17 protein-coding genes are annotated in these 18,165 nt (G+C 67.7%); 6 read left to right on the top strand and 11 right to left on the bottom strand.

Features of this window, described 5'->3' with window-relative positions:
- Window positions 1-17: 17 nt before the first annotated feature.
- The 3 genes from ABIA65_RS12150 to ABIA65_RS12160 form a co-directional block, all read right to left on the bottom strand.
- On the bottom strand, window positions 18-722 hold the full coding sequence (locus ABIA65_RS12150) for a DUF2334 domain-containing protein (RefSeq protein WP_354523643.1): 705 nt from the start codon (window positions 720-722) through the stop codon (window positions 18-20).
- A gap of 88 nt (window positions 723-810) precedes the next feature.
- Window positions 811-1,299 (bottom strand): glutathione peroxidase, encoded by a 489-nt coding sequence (locus tag ABIA65_RS12155; protein ID WP_354523644.1) that lies wholly within the window; start codon window positions 1,297-1,299, stop codon window positions 811-813.
- Between the two features lie 19 nt (window positions 1,300-1,318).
- Entirely contained in the window at window positions 1,319-1,873 is a 555-nt protein-coding gene (locus ABIA65_RS12160; RefSeq protein ID WP_354523645.1) for a TetR/AcrR family transcriptional regulator, read from the bottom strand.
- A gap of 84 nt (window positions 1,874-1,957) precedes the next feature.
- Here ABIA65_RS12160 and ABIA65_RS12165 point away from each other — a divergent pair, with 84 nt between their 5' ends.
- Entirely contained in the window at window positions 1,958-2,404 is a 447-nt protein-coding gene (locus ABIA65_RS12165; protein WP_241403083.1) for a DoxX family protein, read from the top strand.
- Here ABIA65_RS12165 and ABIA65_RS12170 read toward each other — a convergent pair.
- Together ABIA65_RS12170 and ABIA65_RS12175 are read right to left on the bottom strand one after the other, a co-directional pair.
- Window positions 2,333-4,489: a S9 family peptidase gene (locus tag ABIA65_RS12170; RefSeq protein WP_354523646.1), complete on the bottom strand. Its 2,157-nt coding sequence runs from the start codon at window positions 4,487-4,489 to the stop codon at window positions 2,333-2,335. The two genes, ABIA65_RS12165 and ABIA65_RS12170, sit on opposite strands and share 72 nt — an antisense overlap.
- A complete protein-coding gene (locus ABIA65_RS12175) occupies window positions 4,486-5,376 on the bottom strand; it encodes a phosphoribosylaminoimidazolesuccinocarboxamide synthase (RefSeq protein ID WP_241403081.1) in 891 nt (296 codons plus the stop codon). Before ABIA65_RS12175 ends, ABIA65_RS12170 begins: the two co-directional genes overlap by 4 nt.
- A 39-nt stretch (window positions 5,377-5,415) precedes the next feature.
- Between ABIA65_RS12175 and ABIA65_RS12180 the strand changes: the two genes are divergently transcribed.
- Together ABIA65_RS12180 and ABIA65_RS12185 are read left to right on the top strand one after the other, a co-directional pair.
- The gene (locus tag ABIA65_RS12180; protein ID WP_354523647.1) at window positions 5,416-6,033 is read left to right on the top strand and encodes a hypothetical protein; all 618 of its coding nucleotides are present in this window, start codon (window positions 5,416-5,418) and stop codon (window positions 6,031-6,033) included.
- A 109-nt stretch (window positions 6,034-6,142) separates the two neighbouring features.
- Window positions 6,143-7,003 (top strand): PDDEXK-like endonuclease domain-containing protein, encoded by an 861-nt coding sequence (locus tag ABIA65_RS12185; RefSeq protein WP_354523768.1) that lies wholly within the window; start codon window positions 6,143-6,145, stop codon window positions 7,001-7,003.
- Window positions 7,004-7,044: 41 nt separating this feature from the next.
- On the opposite strand, the gene ABIA65_RS12190 is transcribed toward ABIA65_RS12185, so the two are convergent.
- Window positions 7,045-8,271, bottom strand: coding sequence for a cytochrome P450 (locus ABIA65_RS12190; protein ID WP_502919547.1), 1,227 nt, complete (start codon window positions 8,269-8,271; stop codon window positions 7,045-7,047).
- Window positions 8,272-8,273: 2 nt separating this feature from the next.
- Complete coding sequence (purB, locus tag ABIA65_RS12195; RefSeq protein ID WP_354523649.1) at window positions 8,274-9,692, bottom strand: adenylosuccinate lyase; 1,419 nt, start codon at window positions 9,690-9,692, stop codon at window positions 8,274-8,276.
- A gap of 40 nt (window positions 9,693-9,732) precedes the next feature.
- On the opposite strand from purB, the gene relZ reads away from it, so the two are divergent.
- A complete protein-coding gene (relZ, locus tag ABIA65_RS12200) occupies window positions 9,733-11,493 on the top strand; it encodes a bifunctional ribonuclease/(p)ppGpp synthase (RefSeq protein ID WP_354523650.1) in 1,761 nt (586 codons plus the stop codon).
- Here relZ and ABIA65_RS12205 read toward each other — a convergent pair.
- The 3 genes from ABIA65_RS12205 to ABIA65_RS12215 form a co-directional block, all read right to left on the bottom strand.
- Window positions 11,456-12,883, bottom strand: coding sequence for an APC family permease (locus ABIA65_RS12205; RefSeq protein ID WP_354523651.1), 1,428 nt, complete (start codon window positions 12,881-12,883; stop codon window positions 11,456-11,458). The two genes, relZ and ABIA65_RS12205, sit on opposite strands and share 38 nt — an antisense overlap.
- A gap of 61 nt (window positions 12,884-12,944) precedes the next feature.
- A complete protein-coding gene (locus ABIA65_RS12210; RefSeq protein WP_354523653.1) occupies window positions 12,945-13,934 on the bottom strand; it encodes an SDR family NAD(P)-dependent oxidoreductase in 990 nt (329 codons plus the stop codon).
- Between the two features lie 31 nt (window positions 13,935-13,965).
- Entirely contained in the window at window positions 13,966-14,589 is a 624-nt protein-coding gene (locus ABIA65_RS12215) for a TetR/AcrR family transcriptional regulator (RefSeq protein ID WP_354523654.1), read from the bottom strand.
- A 113-nt stretch (window positions 14,590-14,702) separates the two neighbouring features.
- Here ABIA65_RS12215 and ABIA65_RS12220 point away from each other — a divergent pair, with 113 nt between their 5' ends.
- A complete protein-coding gene (locus tag ABIA65_RS12220; protein WP_354523769.1) occupies window positions 14,703-15,542 on the top strand; it encodes an alpha/beta hydrolase-fold protein in 840 nt (279 codons plus the stop codon).
- Between the two features lie 13 nt (window positions 15,543-15,555).
- Here ABIA65_RS12220 and purD read toward each other — a convergent pair whose 3' ends face one another.
- Entirely contained in the window at window positions 15,556-16,824 is a 1,269-nt protein-coding gene (gene purD, locus ABIA65_RS12225; RefSeq protein ID WP_241403072.1) for a phosphoribosylamine--glycine ligase, read from the bottom strand.
- Window positions 16,825-16,923: 99 nt separating this feature from the next.
- On the opposite strand from purD, the gene ABIA65_RS12230 reads away from it, so the two are divergent.
- Complete coding sequence (locus ABIA65_RS12230) at window positions 16,924-18,162, top strand: cytochrome P450 (RefSeq protein ID WP_241403071.1); 1,239 nt, start codon at window positions 16,924-16,926, stop codon at window positions 18,160-18,162.
- The last annotated feature ends 3 nt before the right edge of the window (window positions 18,163-18,165 follow it).

Raw genomic sequence — 18,165 nt, forward strand, 5'->3', positions numbered from 1 at the left:
AACTTAGCTTCGAACGCTCAGGCGGCGTCCGTCATTGCCGGCATGGGCGCCCACCGATACACCGCGGGGGTGCACCCGTGCATGAGCGCCAGGTCGATGGCGTCGAGCGCGGCCTGCCGCGGCCCGGACTGCGCCAGCTGACCGGCCGCGACCGCGATCCGGACGGTCCCGGATCGCCGTGCCGTTCGTTCGGCGGACAAGACCAGCGTCCGGCACCACCACGTCTCGGCGCGGAATCCCCCGCCGATGCCGAGGACGCGCGCTCGAAGCGTCGTCTGACGGACCAGGTCGGTGATACCGCCGATCCCTACCAGCAGCCGAAAGCCGTTGCGGGGCAGCACGGTAACCGTGCCTTGTGAGACAGTCCAGCCCGGTGCGGCGAACAGCCGGGTGCGCAGCCCGAGATGTTCGAGCACCCGGTCGGCGCCCATCAGTCGCAGGTTCGCCTCGTGCGCGGGCAGCGTCGCGAACTCGCCGCGGCGCTTCTTGGTCGCCGCTTCGTCGTAGCCGTGCAGCACGACGGCGTCGCCGTCGGCGCGGCGCTGTGTCAGCCAGTCGACGGTGCCCGGATCGGCGTCGAGACGGTAGCCACCCTTGAGCCGCGGCGCCACGAGCAGCGATGCCGGAACCCGGCGCCGTTCGAGTTCGGCGCGGAACGCCACGGCGTCGGCCAGTGTGCGGTCCCTGATCCCGGAGACCGAGACGATCAGCTGTCCAGCCACGCCCGCAGTATGGCAACGCAAGGTGTCCCGATGGTGACGGACACGTGGGCGGGAGTTGACGATCCGGTGCGGTCAGGCAGGCATGCGATCAGCGAGGCAGGACGGCCTCGATGGCGCCGATCACCTCGGGGGCGTCAGGCTCGGTGCGCGGCCGGAACCTGTTGACGACCTCGCCGCCGGGTGCCAGCAGGAACTTCTCGAAGTTCCACTGCACGTCACCGGATTCGCCCTCGGCGTCGGCGGCCTTGGTGAGTTCGGCGTACAGCGGGTGCCGGTCGTCACCGTTGACGTCGACCTTGGCCAGCAGCGGGAACGTCACGCCGTAGGACGTCGAACAGAACGTGGCGATCTCCTCGGGCGTCCCGGGTTCCTGACCCATGAACTGGTTGCACGGCACGCCGACGACCGTGAGGCCGCGGTCGCCGTACTCCTTGGCCAGCTTCTCCAGCGCGGTGTACTGCGGGGTCAGGCCGCACTTGGACGCGACGTTGACGACCAGCGTTGCACCGTCCGACAATTCGGCCAACGTGGTGGGTTTGCCGTCGAGCGTGGTCAGGGCGATCTCTTTGAGGCTCACGTCCTCGACGCTAACACCGTCATCCGTCGAACATGATGGCGCCGAGTCGTTCGACGGTGTCGATGGGGTCGCCCGCGGTGTCGATTGCGCCGTTGAGCCACAGCAGTGCGAACCCGTGCACCATCGACCACGCGGCGAGCGCGGCACCCTCGGGGTCGGCCTTGGCCTTGGCGTCGCCCAGCGTGCCGACACCGCGATTGAGTTCATCCGCCGCGGCGGCCTCCGCCTCGACGAGTGCGTGATCGGTGTCGTCGTAGAGCGATCTGTCGAACATCACGGCGTAGTGGCCGGGGTGGTCGAGCGCGAACCGGACGTAGGCCTTGGCGGCGTCGATGAAATCCGGCGTGGCCGCAGCCAGCGCGGCGGCAAGCAGCCGGTAGCCCTCGGCGGCCAGCGCGGTGAACAGGCCGCGGCGGTCGCCGAAGTGGTGTGCCGGTGCCGCGTGCGAGACACCGGCCGCGCGGGCGAGTTCGCGGAGCGAGATGCCGTCCGCTCCGCGTTGGGCCACCAGTACGGCCGCCTCGGCAAGGATGGCGGCCCGCAGATCGCCGTGGTGGTAGGTCTCCTTGCTCACATCCAGGATCGTAGCCGGGAATCTTGACAGCGGATAGATCGCTGATACGGTTATCTTGCCACTGTCTAGATTAGGAGTGCCACCATGGCCGTGTTGCTCGCACTGGTCCTCGGAAGCCTCGCGGCTCGTGTCGTCGGATGGCTGGGCGTCGACTACGTCGACGGGTGGCCACAGGCCATCGCCGTCGGCCTCGCCGTAATGTTCGCGATGACGGGCGGCGCGCACTTCGCGCCGGGGATGCGACGCGACATGATCGCCATCGTCCCGCCACGAATGCCAGCACCCGCCTTGTTGGTGAGCATCACCGGCGTGCTCGAACTGCTCGGCGCCGCAGGGTTGCTCTACCCGCCCACACGAGTGGCCGCGGCAGCGTGCCTGTTCGTCCTGATGCTCGTCATGTTCCCCGCCAACGTCTATGCGGCCCGGATGCCCAACCCGCCCAAGTCGATGAAGTCTCGACTAGACGTGAGAACCGCGGAAGAGGTGGTCTATCTCGCCGCCGCCGTGGTGGTCGCCGTCGGCAGTGGCTAGCAACCACGCGTACTGGAACGCCGCCTCCCGCCACCGTTCGTAGCGTCCGCTGATCCCACCGTGCCCGGCGGTCATCTCGGTCTTCAGCAGGACACGGGGTGCGTCCTTGGCCGGGTCGAGCTGCGCGTGCCGCAGTGCCGCAACCCATTTCGCCGGCTCGGTGTAGTACACCCGGGTGTCGTTGAGCGACGTCATCGCCAGAATGGCCGGGTACTGCTTGGCCTCGACGTTCTCATACGGCGTGTAGGACTTCATGTACCGATAGACGTCCTCGTTCGCGAGCGGGTTGCCCCACTCGTCCCACTCGGTCACGGTCAGCGGCAGCGAGGGATCCAGGATCGTGGTCAATGCGTCCACGAACGGCACCTGCGCCAGGATTCCGGCGAACATCTCGGGTGCCATGTTCGCCACCGCACCCATCAACAGGCCGCCCGCGCTGCCACCGAGCGCGACCAGGTTCTCCTGGCGCGTCACCCCGGTATCGACGAGATGCCTTGCCACCGCGATGAAGTCGGTGAAGGTGTTCTTCTTCTCCAGCAGCTTGCCGTGCTCGTACCACGGCCTGCCCAGTTCGCCACCCCCGCGCACGTGCGCGATGACGAAGGCCATACCGCGATCCAGCAGCGACAGGCGCGCGATGGAGAACCGGGGATCCTCGCAGGACTCGTAGGCGCCGTAGCCGTAGATCAGTGTCGGCGCCGGGAACTGCAGCCCGGCGCGGTGAATGATCGAGACCGGGATGCGCGCCCCGTCGGGGGCGATCGCCCAGTCCCGCCGCTCGACGTACTCGTCGGGGCGGTAGTCGCCCAGCACGGGCTGCTCGCGCAGCAGGATCCGCTCGCCCGACGCCAGGTCGATGTCGTACACGCGCAGCGGCACCACGAACGAGGTGGTGGCCACTCGCAGGCGCGGTGCCGACCAGTTCGGATTGCCCGCCAACCCCGACGAGGTCAACTCCGTGTCGAACTCGATCTCCGCGGGGCGACCGTAGTTACCGTCGGCATAGATGGGCCACAACTGGGTCCGCGGCAGCGCCTCGCTGCGGTAGCTCACCACGAGGAGGCCGTCGAAGGCGTCGACCCCGTCGAGCCTGACGTCCTCACGGTGCTCGATGAGGGTGCGGAACGCGGTCGGATCGCTGACCGGCGCCTCGACCAGGGTGAAGTTCTCGGCACCGTCGTTGTGCAGGATGAGGAAGCGGTCCTCGCCACCGACCACGGCGTGCTCGACGGAGTACTCGACCAGCTCGCGCCGCGGCAGCACCGACGTGAACGTGGCCTCCGGATCGGCGGCATCACCGTAGAACACCTCGGTGGTGACCGAGCTACCCGCGGCGATGAAGAGGTACTTGTCGCTGCGCGTGCGGCCGACGCCCACCCAAAACCGCTCGTCGGGTTCGTGGTAGACCTTCTCGGCCGGTAGGCCAGCGCCGATACGGTGGCGCCAGATGGTGTCGGGCCGCCATGCATCGTCGACCGTGACGTAGTAGATCGTGCGATGGTCCGCGGCCCAGGTGGCACCGGCTCCGATGCCCACGATGGAGTCCTCGTAGAGCTCACCGGTCCGTAAGTCCTTGAACTTCAACGTGTAGCGCTCGTCGCCAACCACGTCGACCGAGTACGCCAGGGTGTGCCCGTCGACGCTCACCGTCGCCGCACCCATGGAGAAGAAGGAGTGCCCCTCGGCTTCGACGTTCTCGTCGAGCAGTATCACCTCACCCGGAACCTCGGTGTGCTCGTCGAACTGCGGCGGCGTCCAGTCGTCGGGATCGGTTAGCGGGCAACGGCAGTGCACGCTGTACTGCTTGCCCTCGAAGGAGCGCCCGTAGTACCACCAGTCACCGCGACGGGTTGGCACGGAGAGGTCGGTCTCCTTGGTGCGGGCCTTGATCTCGTCGAAGATCTGTTGCCGCAACGGCTCGAGATGATCGGTCTGCGTCTCGGTGTAGGCGTTCTCCGCCTCGAGGTAGGCGATGACATCGGGGTTCGACTTGTCCCGCAGCCACTCGTAGGGGTCGATGAAGACGTCGCCGTGGTGCTCGCGTCGGTGGTCGACACGCTTGGCTGTCGGCGGTGTACTCGTCATTCGTTTCCGATCCAATCCGCGAACTTGAGCCCCGAAATACGTTCGTAGGCTTCGATGTAACGATCTCTGGTGGCGGCCACGACGTGTGCCGGCAGAGGTGGCGGCGGCACGTCTGCGCCGCGATCCCACCCAGAGTCTCCGCTGGTGAGCCAGTTCCGGACGAACTGCTTGTCGAAGCTGGGCTGCACGACACCCGCCTGATAGGTGTCGGCCGGCCAGTAGCGGGACGAGTCGGGGGTGAAGACCTCGTCGGCCAGCACCAGATTTCCATCGGCATCGACGCCGAACTCGAACTTGGTGTCGGCGAGGATGATTCCCCGGCTCAGCGCGTGCTCGGCCGCCTTGCTGTAGATCGCCAGGGTGGCGTCGCGCAGCTGCTCGGCGCGTTCGGCACCGACCAGCGCGATGACGTCGCCGAACGTGATGTTCTCGTCGTGCAGCCCGAGTTCGGCCTTGGACGCCGGAGTGAACAGGGGCTCGGCGAACTTGCTAGCCTCGGTGAGCCCCTCGGGCAGCTGGATACCGCACACCGAGCCGGTCTTGCGGTAGTCGATGAGCCCCGACCCGGTCAGGTAGCCGCGGGCCACGCACTCCACCTGGATCATGTCGAGCTGGCGCACCACCAGCGCGCGGCCGAGTACCTCGGCGGGGATCCGCGGGTCATCGGGTGGGCCGGCGAGGTGGTTGGGCACGTCGAGGAGGTCGAAGAAGAAGACGCTCATCGCGGTCAGGACGCGGCCCTTGTCGGGAATCGCGCTGTCCAGGACGTAGTCGAATGCCGAGATGCGGTCCGATGCGACGAACAGCAGATGCTGGTCGTCGATGCGATACAACTCGCGAACCTTGCCACTGGCCAAATGCTGGTAGTCCGAAAGAGCTGGGCGCATTGGGCAAGCCTATCGGCCCGGCTGTGTTGGGATCGATCCATGAGTTCCAAGTACGTCCCCTACGCCACCACACCCGCCCGGCTGCTGCGCCAGGTGATCAGCGATCTGGTGGTGCTCGTCTGGACCGTCATATGGATCACCGTCGGCCTGGCGGTGCACACCGCGGTGTCGACGATCGCCGAGGTCGGCAGGCAGGTCGAGGACGGCGCCACCGGCGTAGCGGGCAACCTCAACTCGGCGGGCGACAACGCGGACAACTTCCCGCTGGTGGGCGACTCCCTGGCCAAACCGCTGCGCGCCGCCAGTGAGGCCGCCCTCGACATCGCCGGGGCCGGGCAGAACCTCGACACCACGGCGACCTGGCTGGCCGTGGTGCTGGCGCTGGCCGTCGCGGCGCCACCGATCCTGTTCATCGCGATGCCCTGGCTGTTCCTGCGGATCAAGTTCTTCCGTCGCAAGTGGACGGCGATCACACTGGCCTCGACCCCGGCCGGTGAGCAGTTGTTGGCGCTGCGGGCACTGGCGAATCGGCCGCTGGCCAGGCTCGCCGAGGTCAGCATCGACCCGGTGGGCGCCTGGCGGCGCGATGACGCCGTCGCCGTTCGCGGCCTGGCCAACCTGGAGCTGCGCTCGGCAGGCATCGCCCGCCGCCACTAACCCCCCAACCCCTCGCGATTTCGGCGCGGTTAGGAGCGCGCTCCGCTCCGAAACGCGCCGAAGTCACACCGGAGGGCGCCATTCGATGCCCGCGTGCGTCTGAATGTTCGTGCTCGACGATCTCCTACGCCTCCACGACGGTGTCATCACGCTTGACCAGGCCGCGCGTTGTGGTCTGTCCAGACATGCGGTCAACAGACACGTTCGGTCTGGTCATTGGCGACGCTGCTCGCAGGGCGTCTTCTTCGTCGACGATCGCGCATTCACCGATGCTGCACGTATCCGGGCGTCGGTGTGGGGTTACGGACCACGCGCGACGGCGAGCGGCCTAGCCGCGGCGTGGTGGTTCGGCCTGACGAAGTTCGCACCTGAAGTGGTCGAGGTGACGGTGCCGAGGAACAGTCATGGGCGCAGTCGGCAAGGAACGCGTTTACGCCGACGAGACCTCATGCCGGCCGACGTCGTCGAGCGCGATGACCTGCAGGTGACAGCTCTACCCCTGACGGCGGTGGAGGCATCGGTGCAGCGCGGTGGTGGCCCAAATCTGATGGACACGGCGCTTCAACGGCACACCAACCTCCGCCCGCTGTGGAATGCGCATCTGCGAAACAAGGGCCGATACGGCTCCCCCGCGGCGCGAAGGCTGCTCCAAGCGGCCGACGGCGGGGCGCGGTCGGCCGCCGAGCGACTCTTCGCGCAACTGTTGAGGCAAGCCGGCATCACCGGGTGGAAGGCCAATCAGCGGGTGGCCGGCTACGAGGTCGACTACGCGTTCGAGGCGTCCAAGGTGGCCATCGAGATCGATGGCCTGGCCTTCCACAGCGACCCCGACGACTTTCAGCGCGACCGCGTGAAGCAGAACGCGCTCGCCCTGGCGGGCTGGCAGGTGCTCCGATTCACCTGGCTGGACCTCACCGAGTACCCGGAACGGGTGATCGCCGAAGTCAACCGCGCGATTTCGGCGCGCTAAGGAGCGCGCGACGCTCCGAAACGCGCCCAAATCGCAGAGGGTTAGGCGAGTTCGACCACCATGTGCCGGATTCCGGTGTGCCGGTTGCTGCGCGTCCACTCGACGGGCGCCACCAACTCCGCCGACGAGAACCGGCTCAACAGCTCCTCGAACAGCACCCGCAGCTCCAGGCGAGCAAGGTTGGCACCCAGGCAGTAGTGCACGCCCTGACCGAATCCCAGATGCGGGTTGGGCTTTCGCGTCATGTCGAACACGTCGGCGTCGACGAACACCGCGGAGTCGCGGTTCGCCGATCCCTCCCAGATCTGCACCTTCTGCCCGGCCTTGATCGCACAGCCACCCAGCTGCACATCCCGCGTGGCGGTGCGGCGCTTGGACGGTGACGGTGACGTCCACCGCACCATCTCCTCGATGGCCCCGGGCAGCAGCTCCACGTCGTCGCGTAGAAGCGCCATCTGCGACGGGTTCTCGATCAATGCCAGCAGCCCGCCTGCCACCGCGTTGCGGGTGGTCTCCGCGCCCGCGCTGAACAGCAGGCTGAAGAACAGGTACAGCTCCAGATCCGACAGTCCGCCGCCGTCGTCCACGGCCGCGTTGGCCACGATCGACAGCATGTCGTCGGTCGGTGCCGCGCGCTTGGCCGCAATCAGCTCCTGACCGTAGGAGTACATCCGCGAACCGGCCTCCTCGACCGACAGCCGGGACACCTCCGCGGTGCGCGAACCACCGAAGTCGAACTGCGGCTCGATGGCCTCGAAGAGCCAATGCCGTTCGGACTCCGGCACTCCCAGCAGGATGCAGATCATCTGCATCGGCAGTTCTGCGGCGACATCGACCAGGAAGTCGAACGGCACACCGGGTTCCACGGCGTCCAGCAGCCGCCGGGCGCGCGAGCGCAGATCATCGGACACCCGCTGGATCATCCGCGGGGTCAGACCCGAGCTGACCAGCCGACGGATCTGCGAGTGCCGCGGATCGTCCATCATGTTGAGCACCTGGCCCGCTATGGACAGATCCTGCAGCAGCGTCCCGCCGAACGGCCGGGCGCCGCCCGTCACCGACGAGTACGTCTCCGGGTCCCGCAACACCGCAAGGGTTTCGGCGTGGGTGGCCACCGACCAGAAGCCCTCGCCGTCGGGGGTGTGCTCGGTGGGCTCGTGCCAGTACACGGGCGCCTCGCTGCGGTGCCGTGCGAACAGATCGTGCGGGAATCCCGACGCGAAGTTGTCCAGATCGGTGAAGTCGACCTCAGCCAGCGCGGCGCCCATCGTCACAAGATGTCGCCGGAGGTGTAGCTGGCCGCCTCCGGATACTGGCGGACCAGATCGTCGACTGCGGCGACCACGGCGTCGACCTGTGCGCCGGCGGCGCCGCTGAACGCCGCCTTGTCGGCCAGCGCGGCGTCGAGCGCCGCGCGGTCCAGCGGCAGCCGCGGGTCGGCTGCCAGGCGGTCGAGCAGGTCCGGCTCAGACCCCTTCTCGCGCATCGCCAACGCGACGGCGACGGCGTGTTCCTTGATCACCTCATGGGCGGTCTCACGCCCGACCCCGGCACGCACCGCGGCGATGAGGATCCGGGTGGTGGCCAGGAACGGCAGGTACCGGTCAAGTTCACGCTGGATCACCGCCGGATAGGCGCCGAACTCGTCGAGCACCGTCAGGAAGGTCTCGATCTGCCCGTCGACGGCGAAGAACGCGTCGGGTAGCGCCACGCGACGCACCACCGAGCAGAAGACGTCACCCTCGTTCCACTGCGCGCCAGCGAGTTCGGCCGCCATCGAGCCGTAGCCGCGCAGAATCACCTGCAGACCGTTCACGCGCTCGCATGAGCGGGTGTTCATCTTGTGCGGCATCGCCGAGGAACCGACCTGCCCGGCCGCGAATCCCTCGGTGACCAGTTCGTGGCCGGCCATCAGCCGGATGGTGTGAGCCATCGATGACAGCCCCGCACCGAACTGCACCAGCGCGGACACCACGTCGTGGTCGAGTGAACGCGGGTAGATCTGGCCGACGCTGGTGAAAACTACGTTGAAGCCCAGGAATTCGGCGATGCGGCGCTCTAGCTCGGCAAGCCGCTCGGTGTCGCCGTCGAACAGGTCGAGCATGTCCTGCGCGGTGCCCATCGGGCCCTTGATACCGCGCAGCGGGTAGCGGTTGATCAGCTCAGAGAGCCGGATCAGCGCCAGCATCGTCTCCTCGGCCGCCGAGGCGAACCGCTTGCCCAGCGTGGTGGCCTGCGCGGCGACGTTGTGGCTGCGGCCGGCCATGACGACGTCGCGGTAGAGCACCGCCCGTTCGGCGAGCCGGGCGACCACCGCGACGCCGTGGGCGTGCACGAGTTCCAGCGAGCGCCGGATCTGCAGCTGCTCGACGTTCTCGGTCAGGTCGCGGCTCGTCATGCCCTTGTGCACGTGCTCGTGGCCGGCCAGCGCGTTGAACTCCTCGATGCGCGCCTTCACGTCGTGCCTGGTCACCCGCTCGCGGGCGGCGATGGAGCCCAGGTCGACGTCGTCGATCACCCGCTCGTAGTCCTCGATCACGCCTTCGGGCACCGAGACGCCCAGCTCAGCCTGCGCGCGCAGCACGGCCAGCCAGAGGCGCCGCTCGGCCACGATCTTGGCCTCGGGCGACCAGATTGCCGTCATCTGATCGCTGGCGTACCTGTTCGCCAAGACATTCGGAATCGTCACGGAAGCACAGCTTACGTTCCGAGTGGGGCAAGCTGACCCCATGTACTTCGTGGGTCTCGACCTTGCGTGGGGGGAACGCAAGCCGACCGGTGTCGCCGTGATCGACGCCGACGGCGCGCTCCTGCACGTCTCCGCACAGACTGATGACAAGAGCATCACCAAGGCGATCAAGCCCTACGTCGGCGGCGATGTCGTCGTCGGGATCGATGCGCCGCTCATCGTGACGAACCCGACCGGCAACAGGCCGTGTGAGGCGGCGCTGAACCGCGACTTCCGCGCCTTCCAGTCCGGCGCGCACCCGTCCAACACCGGCAAGCCCGAGTTCGCCGACGGCACGCGCGGTGGGCGCCTCGCCGCGGCTCTGGACCTCGACCTCGACCCGCGGTCGGCACATCCGCGCCGCGCGCTCGAGGTCTACCCGCACGCCGCCTCGGTGGCGTTGTTCCGGCTCGGCCGGACGCTGAAGTACAAGGCCAAACCCGGCCGCGACATCGACCAGCTGCGTTCGGAGCTGCTGAAGTTGATGGACCTCATCGAGGGCCTGGCCGACGCCGACGTCACGCTGCGCGTCGAGCCCAACGAGGACTGGCAGCGGCTGCGTCGCGCGGCCGAGGGGGCCACCACCAAGAGCGAGCTCCGCCGCGTCGAGGATCCCGTGGACGCGGTTCTGTGTGCGTACATCGCGCTCCACTCCGTGCGCCGGCCCGATGACGTCACCATCTACGGCGACGCCGACACCGGTTACATCCTCACGCCGACGCTGCCGGTGGGGCTGCTGCCGCAGAAGTCGGAACCGGCCTCTGCCGCCACACGCGCCGCCGTCGCCGAATACGTGGCGCGCCGCCCCGCCCTCGTCATCTCCACCGATCACTACCTTCAGCTGGTGACGGCGCTGCTCGACGACGCAGGCATCAACTACCTCAGCATCACCGCGCGCACCAAGAGCGTCGAGTCGTTCGCGGCCAAGGCCGCCCGGATGGTTGACGACCAGCCCATGTTCAGCGACCCGCTGGTGGAGATCACCGACCAGATCGGGTTGCGCGTCATCACCTACCTGCGTGACGACGTCGCTACGGTCGCCACGCTGCTCGCCCAGGAGCTGCGGCTGCTCGAGGATCGGGACTGGGGCGTCGAGACCGCACGCGAGGGCCGTTGGGGCTACGCCAGCAGGCACCTGCTGGTCGGGGTGGAGGGCGAGCAGCAGCCGGCCTCGATCCAGCTCCGCACGGTTCTGCAGCACGCGTGGGCGGAGTTCGAGCACGACGTCCGCTACAAGGGTTCGATCCCCGCCGAGCACGCGCCCGATCTGGATCGCCGGTTCGCACTCGCCGCGGGTCTTCTCGAATTGGCCGACGGCGAGTTCACCGCCATCCGCGAACGCTTGCGCTCCACCGTGGTGGACGAGGAGACGACGGACGAGGAACCGTCCACGGATCCGCGTGTCGCCACCCCGGTGCTCGCCACCTACCTGGGCAACCGCTACGCCGACGCGGGCTGGTCGCGCACCGACCACTACGGCTGGATCTCGGGTCTGCTGCTGGAACTCGGCATCACCTCACTCGACGAGCTGACGGCAGTCCTCGATCGGGTCGACGAGGAGGCGATCAACAAGGCGATGGGATACCGCTACCCGGCGGGTGCGGTACGGCGCCTCGACGACGCGCTGCTGGCCGTGTTCGGCGACGACTATCTCGCACTGCACGGGAACGCGCACCGAAAAGAGCTGTTGCAGAACAGGTTAGAACGCCTACGTGCCGGCCTGGCTAATCAGGCGCCTCGCCGAGATGAACCGGGTCGGTGATGCCCGCGCCACGGATGCCGAGCTGCCGGTTGATTCCCATCGTGATGAAGAACAGGACGATGCCGATCACGATGAGGATCCCGGCGAGCACGTACTGCTGAACGGGTCTGCCCGAGAACGGCAGCACCAGGTACGCCGATGCGAGGAAGCCGACGACGGGTAGCGCTGTGGGCGTCCTGAAGTGCCCGCCGACCGCACGCACGTCGCGGCGCAGCACCAGCACGGCGACGTTGACCATCGCGAAGACGGCCAGCAGGAGCAGTGACGTGGTGCCACCGAGTACGGCTATCGCATTGCTGTTCGCGAACGCGGTCACATAGAAGATGAGGCCGAACGCGATCAGCGTGGTGAACACGATGGCCACCCACGGCGCACGACTCCTGGGGTGCACCGTTCCGAGCACCGGCGGAAGGACGTGCTGGCGGGACATGCCGTAGATGAGCCTGCTGGCCATCAGCATGTTGATCAGCGCCGTGTTGGACACCGCGAACATGGAGATGAACGGCAGGATGGTCTCGATCGGAAGCCCTGGTGCGCCGGCCTTGACGACCTCGACCAGCGGGGTGTCGCTGGCCTCGAGCACGCCGACGGGCACCAGTGCCACAGCGACGATGGCCACCACGACGTAGACGACGCCCGCGATGCCGAGACCGGTCAGCAGCACCTTGGGAAAGATCCGGACTGGGTCCTTGGTCTCCTCGGCCATGTTCACCGAGTCCTCGAAGCCCACCATCGCGAAGAACGCGAGCGACGTCGCCGTGGTGACGGCCAGGAAGACGTTCTTGTCCTGAGCGGTCTCGAAGGCCACCACGCGGGCGAAGTCGACGTCGGCGCCACCGCCGCCGAAGGCCCAGAATCCGACGCCGACCACGAGTAGCAGACCGGTGATCTCGATGACGGTCAGGACGACGTTGAGCTTGACGCTCTCGCCGACGCCGCGCAGGTTCACCGCCGCGATGAGGGCCATGAACAGCAGTGCGACGACGACGATTCCGGCCTTGCCCCAGTCGAAGTCGAAGGCAGTGAAGAAGTTCGCGGCGAAGAAGCGGGATGCGGTGGACGCCGACGTGATGCCCGAGCACATCACGATGAACGCCACCAGAAAGGTGACGAACTGGATCCCGAATGCCTTGTGCGCGTACAGCGCAGCGCCCGCGGCCTGGGGGTACTTGGTGACGAGTTCGAGGTAGCTGAACGCCGTGACGGTGGCAACCAGGAAGGCCACCAGGAACGGAACCCAGGCCGCGCCACCGACTTCGGCGGCAACGTCGCCGACCAGCGCGTAGACGCCGGTGCCGAGAATGTCACCGACGACGAACAACAGCAGCAGTCCAGGCCCCATCACCCGCTTGAGTTGAGGCTGCTCCTCGACCGTGTCTGGTTGAGTCATGACACCTCCTGGCACATCGCCGGTTTAGTCCATCATCAGCCAGAGTCGCGTGCTTCGCTGGTCAATTCGCCGATCCTGACCAGACGTTGGCGGTGTCGGTCATCGCCGTGATCTGGCCGAGGAACAAGCTGACCGCGGCTGGATCCTGCCCGCGTTGCCACCCGAATGTGGTGGGACGCTGCGCCCTGTCGTGCCAGAAGTGGTGAGGTCTGGACTCCGGCCTGGTGGCCACCAGCCACACCGCGGTGTCGGCGCCGTCCGCGGCGTCTCGGAGCAGCGGGCGGGTAATGGTGCGGAACGTCGGCAGCGCGTCGGCGACACCTGGTGTCTCGACCCAGCCCGGGTGCATGCTCTCGACGCGGACGTCGGTGCCCGCCAGTCGATCAGCCCATGCCTCGGCGAGGACGACCTGCATACGTTTGGTGCGCGCATAGACCCGGACGCCGTCGTAGTCACCTCCGGTCGACTCGATATCGTCGACGCGCAGTGGGGCACTGTACATCCCGCCCGAGGACATGAAGACCACCGACGACCCCTTGGCCGCGTTCAGCAGTGGCAGCAGACGCTCCGTGATGAGGTGTGGCCCGAGGACATGACAGGCGAGTTGCGTCTCGTGGCCCTGCGGGGTCTCGGTGCGTTCCCTGGGCATCGCCCCGGCGTTGTGCACGAGACCGGCCAGGGCGTCGACTCGCCCGGACAGGTCGTCGGTCCATGCCCGCACGGCCGCGAGATCGCCGATGTCACAGATCTCGTCGATGACGACTGAACCCGGAGCCTCGCGGCGCACGACGCCAGCCGACTGCCTGACCTTGTCGGGGTTGCGGCCGAGCAGGTGCACGGTGGCACCGAGTCGGGCGAAGGACGTGGCCATCGCCTCACCTATGCCGGCCGTGGCGCCGGTGACCACGACACGCTTGCCGGCCAGCGCCCGCGCGGGCGGGTCGGCGGGCCACCAGAGTCGTCGGATTCCGGAGCCGAGTTTCGTGTAGCCGATCAGTGATCGGTCCAGAACGGCGTCAACGACGCCAGTCAGCACACTGGTGGTGTTCATTGCCCTAGGCAGTAGCCCGCAGCGGCGCTCGTCAAACCCCGGTGGTGTCGTAGGGAGCCAGGACGTCGATGACCTCCACCAGGGTTGCGCGCGCGGTGGCCCGCGGCCCCTCCCCGACGCCCACCAACGACGCGACCACGGCCCCGTCGACAGCACACACCAGTGCGGTGAGCAGTTCCTCGCGCACGGCGCGGCCCGAACGCTCGACCACCTCGAGCACCGCATCGGAGCGTTGTTGCATCATCCGGCGCTGCACATCGCGCAGGCCGGGCTGGCGCGCGCATGCGATGTAGCGCTCATACCGGGAGATCAGTTCCTCGGACTCGCGTGTTCCGGGCCCGTCGCCGACGAGAAGGTCGACGAGGACATCGGCGGTGGACTCGGCACCCCGCTTGCGGCGCGAGAGCCCGGCGACGCGCAGGTTCAGCTTCTCGGACTCGCGCGAGCCGACGTGTTCGACCGCCTTGGTGATCAGGTCGTCGAGCGAGGAGAAGTAGTACGTGGTGGACGCCAGCGGCAGCCCGGCCCGGCGGGCGACGGCGCGGTGCCGGACGGCATCGAAGCCGCCCTCGCACAACAAGTCGGCGGCCGCGCTGACAAGCGCGTACCGTCGCCTCTCACCCTTGGGGGTGACTGCTGCCGTCACGCTTTGCATGCTGCCAGTCGCGAGGTCGCGGCATAGCGGTTTCGATCAATCATCGGGTGTTGCTCATAATTTGAGTTCCCTTGCCTTCCTGCCTCGGTCAGATCGGTCCAGACGCCGGTGGCATGATGGCCCACATGCCAGACCTGAACCGTCGCGCAGTCCTGCGTCTCGGTGCCGGCGCCGCGCTCGGTGCGGCGGGCGCTTACGCACTATCGACGACGCTCGGGCAAACTCCGGCCACCGCGACGCCCGTGCCAACCTACGTCACGGGATCGTTCGTCTCCGCGGCGCGCGGTGGGGTTTCGACGAATTGGGCGATCGCGCGGCCACCCGGTCAGACCGGACCACTGCGCCCCGTCATCGCGCTGCACGGTAAGGGTAGTGATGCCGCCGCTGTGATGGCGGGCGGTGTCGAACACGGTCTCGCACAAGCGGTCGCCGCCGGTCTCCCGCCGTTCGCGGTGGTGGCGGTCGACGGAGGTGGCAGCTACTGGCACCGACGCGCCTCGGGCGAGGACTCGGGCGCCATGGTGCTCGACGAGTTGATCCCGACGCTGGCGGACCAGGGGCTCGACACGTCCCGCGTCGGATTCCTGGGCTGGTCGATGGGCGGTTACGGGGCGCTACTCCTCGGTGGGCGACTCGGGCCGGCGCGCACCGCGGCGATATGCGCGGTCAGCCCCGCCCTGTGGACGTCGTCGGGAGCAACGGCTCCCGGCGCCTTCGACGGCGCCGAGGACTATGCGGCGAACAGCGTCTGGGACCTACCCGCCCTTGACTCGATCCCGATCCGCATCGACTGCGGGAACGGAGATCCCTTCGCGTCGGCGACCAGGCAGTTCATCGCCGGGTTGCCCACTCCGCCCGCGGGCGGGTTCTCCCCCGGCGGTCACGACAGCGCGTTCTGGAATGCGCAGCTTCCCGCCGAGATCACCTGGATGGCACCGCTACTCGTCGCCTGAGGCGTTTCTGGGGCTACAGACTGATTCGCCCCTCGGCCGCGGCCAGGCCGATATCGCTGCGAAAGTGTCCCCCCGGCAACCGGATCGAGCCCATGAGTTCGTAGGCGGCGGCACGTGCCGCGTCGAGGTCGGCTCCGGTACCCACCACCGAGAGCACCCGCCCGCCCGATGACACGACGGCACCGTCGTCTCGCCGGGACGTACCCGCGTGCAGGACACCCTCGGCCTCGGACCCGCCGATGGCGTCCCCGACGCGCGGGCGCCCCGGGTAGTTCTCGGCGGCAAGCACAACGGCCACCGCGGCGCCGTCACGCCAGGTAAGCGGCGGGTGCTCGGCGAGTTCACCGACGGCCGCGGCACGCAGGAGCTGCCCCAGGGGCGACTCGAGAAGGGCAAGCACGGCCTGTGTCTCGGGGTCGCCGAAGCGGCAGTTGAACTCCACCACCGCGGGTCCTCGTGACGTCATCGCCAGGCCGACGTAGAGCAGCCCGGAAAACGGGCATCCACGCGTAACCAACTCTGATGCAACCGGTCTGACGATGTCGTCGACGATGGCGGCGACGGTCTCCTCGGGCAGCCAGGGCAACGGCGAGTACGCGCCCATACCGCCGGTGTTGGGCCCCGTGTCGCCGTCGCCAACGCGCTTGAAGTCCTGGGCGGGCAGCAGCGGGACGACGGTCTCGCCGTCGACGACGCAGAACAGGCTGACCTCGGGGCCGTCGAGGAAGGACTCCAGCAGCACGGGGTGCCCGGAGTCGAGCAGGCTGGCAGCGTGTGCGCGGGCGAGGTCCCGGTCGGGCGTGACAACGACGCCCTTGCCCGCGGCCAGTCCGTCGTCCTTGACCACCCACGCCTGATCGCCGGCCGACGGCCCGAACCGGTCCAGTGCCGCATCGAGATGCGCTGGGTTGTCGACGATCTCGCTGGTTGCGGTGCGTACCCCTGCGGCGTTCATGACGTCCTTGGCGAAGGCCTTGGAACCCTCGATGCGAGAGGCCGCCTTGGTCGGCCCGAAGCAGGCGATACCCGCGGCGCGGACGGCGTCGGCGACGCCGAGCACCAGGGGGACCTCGGGTCCGATGATCACGAGGTCGGAGCCGAGCGACTGGGCGAGTTTCACCACGGCCTCGCCGGAGGTGATGTCGACGTCATGCTGGCCGGCGAGGTTCGCCGTGCCGGCGTTACCGGGCGCGACGGACAGCTCGGTCACCTCGGGGTCCCGGCGCAGCGCCAGCAGCAGCGCATGTTCACGGGCACCGGATCCAATTACGAGGACGCGCACGGTTGTCAACCTTATCCCGAGGACTTCGGGCATACACACTACGAATCGGTGTATGGTCTATCTCAACGGTGCCGTACGTCACACGATGAGGTGGTGGATATGACGACCATGCAGAACACCAGCCCGCTCCTACCCCCGGGGTATGACTTCACCGACCCCGATGTCCTGCTCAGGGGCATCCCGGTGACGGAGTTCGCGGAACTGCGCAAGACCGCGCCGGTGTGGTGGAACGAGCAGAGCGAGTCGATCTTCAACGACGGCGGCTACTGGGTGATCAGCCGTCACGAGGACATCAAGTCCATCTCGCGTAACGGCGACCTCTGGTCGACCAACGCCAAGGGCGCGGTGATGCGGCTGCCCGACGGGGTCACCAGCGAGCAGCTCGACCTGACCAAGGCACTGCTGATCAACCACGACGCCCCCGAGCACACCCGCCTGCGCAAGATCGTGTCGCGGCTGTTCACCCCGCGGGCCGTGGCGACGCTGGAGCAGACGCTCGCCACCGCGGCCAGGGAGATCGTCCGCACGGCCGCCGAGAAGGACAGCGGCAACTTCGTCGACGACATCGCGACGAACCTGCCGCTGCAGGCGATCGCCGACCTCATCGGCGTGCCCGAGCAGGATCGGCAGAAGCTCTTCGGATGGACCAACGCCATCATGAACACCGACGATCCCGACTTCGACTCCGATCCGACGGTGGCCAACGCCGAGTTGATGGGCTACGCCTACACGATGGCCGAGGAGCGCAGGCGGCATCCGGCCGATGACATCGTCACGCGCCTCATCCAGGCCGACGTCGACGGCGAGTCGCTGGGTGACGTCGAGTTCGCGTTCTTCGTGATCCTGCTGGCCGTCGCGGGCAACGAGACAACCCGCAACGCGATGACGCACGGTATGAACGCCTTCTTCGACAACCCCGACCAGTGGGAGTTGTTCAAGCGGGAGCGCCCCTCCACCGCGGTCGACGAGATCATCCGGTGGGCGACGCCCGTGCACTGCTTCCAGCGCACCGCGCTGAGCGATGTCGAACTCGGCGGCGTGACCGTCAAGGAGGGCCAGCGGGTCGGCCTCTTCTACAGCTCGGCGAACTTCGACGAGTCGGTGTTCGAGTCGCCGTTCAACTTCGACATCCTGCGCGACCCCAACCCGCACCTGGCGTTCGGTGGCAACGGCGCCCACTTCTGTATCGGCGCCAACCTCGCGCGCATGGAGATCAAGCTGATCTTCGACGAGATCGCCGACCAGATTCCCGACATCGCCAAACTCGCTGAACCTCAACGACTGCGGTCGGGCTGGATCAACGGCGTCAAGGAACTATCGGTCTCTTACCGGGGCTGATCC

Source organism: Mycolicibacterium sp. 624, assembly GCF_040548615.1.
In the GTDB taxonomy this organism is placed as follows: domain Bacteria; phylum Actinomycetota; class Actinomycetes; order Mycobacteriales; family Mycobacteriaceae; genus Mycobacterium.

What these genes read in the sequence shown, in the direction of transcription:
- ABIA65_RS12165 (WP_241403083.1), top strand. Translation starts at nt 1,958, where the DNA reads ATGGCCGTGTTGCTCGCACTGGTCCTCGGAAGCCTCGCGGCTCGTGTC.
- ABIA65_RS12170 (WP_354523646.1), bottom strand. Translation starts at nt 4,489, where the DNA reads ATGACGAGTACACCGCCGACAGCCAAGCGTGTCGACCACCGACGCGAG.
- ABIA65_RS12175 (WP_241403081.1), bottom strand. Translation starts at nt 5,376, where the DNA reads ATGCGCCCAGCTCTTTCGGACTACCAGCATTTGGCCAGTGGCAAGGTT.
- ABIA65_RS12180 (WP_354523647.1), top strand. Translation starts at nt 5,416, where the DNA reads ATGAGTTCCAAGTACGTCCCCTACGCCACCACACCCGCCCGGCTGCTG.
- ABIA65_RS12190 (WP_502919547.1), bottom strand. Translation starts at nt 8,271, where the DNA reads ATGGGCGCCGCGCTGGCTGAGGTCGACTTCACCGATCTGGACAACTTC.
- relZ (WP_354523650.1), top strand. Translation starts at nt 9,733, where the DNA reads ATGTACTTCGTGGGTCTCGACCTTGCGTGGGGGGAACGCAAGCCGACC.
- ABIA65_RS12205 (WP_354523651.1), bottom strand. Translation starts at nt 12,883, where the DNA reads ATGACTCAACCAGACACGGTCGAGGAGCAGCCTCAACTCAAGCGGGTG.
- ABIA65_RS12210 (WP_354523653.1), bottom strand. Translation starts at nt 13,934, where the DNA reads ATGAACACCACCAGTGTGCTGACTGGCGTCGTTGACGCCGTTCTGGAC.
- ABIA65_RS12215 (WP_354523654.1), bottom strand. Translation starts at nt 14,589, where the DNA reads ATGCAAAGCGTGACGGCAGCAGTCACCCCCAAGGGTGAGAGGCGACGG.
- ABIA65_RS12220 (WP_354523769.1), top strand. Translation starts at nt 14,703, where the DNA reads ATGATGGCCCACATGCCAGACCTGAACCGTCGCGCAGTCCTGCGTCTC.
- ABIA65_RS12230 (WP_241403071.1), top strand. Translation starts at nt 16,924, where the DNA reads ATGACGACCATGCAGAACACCAGCCCGCTCCTACCCCCGGGGTATGAC.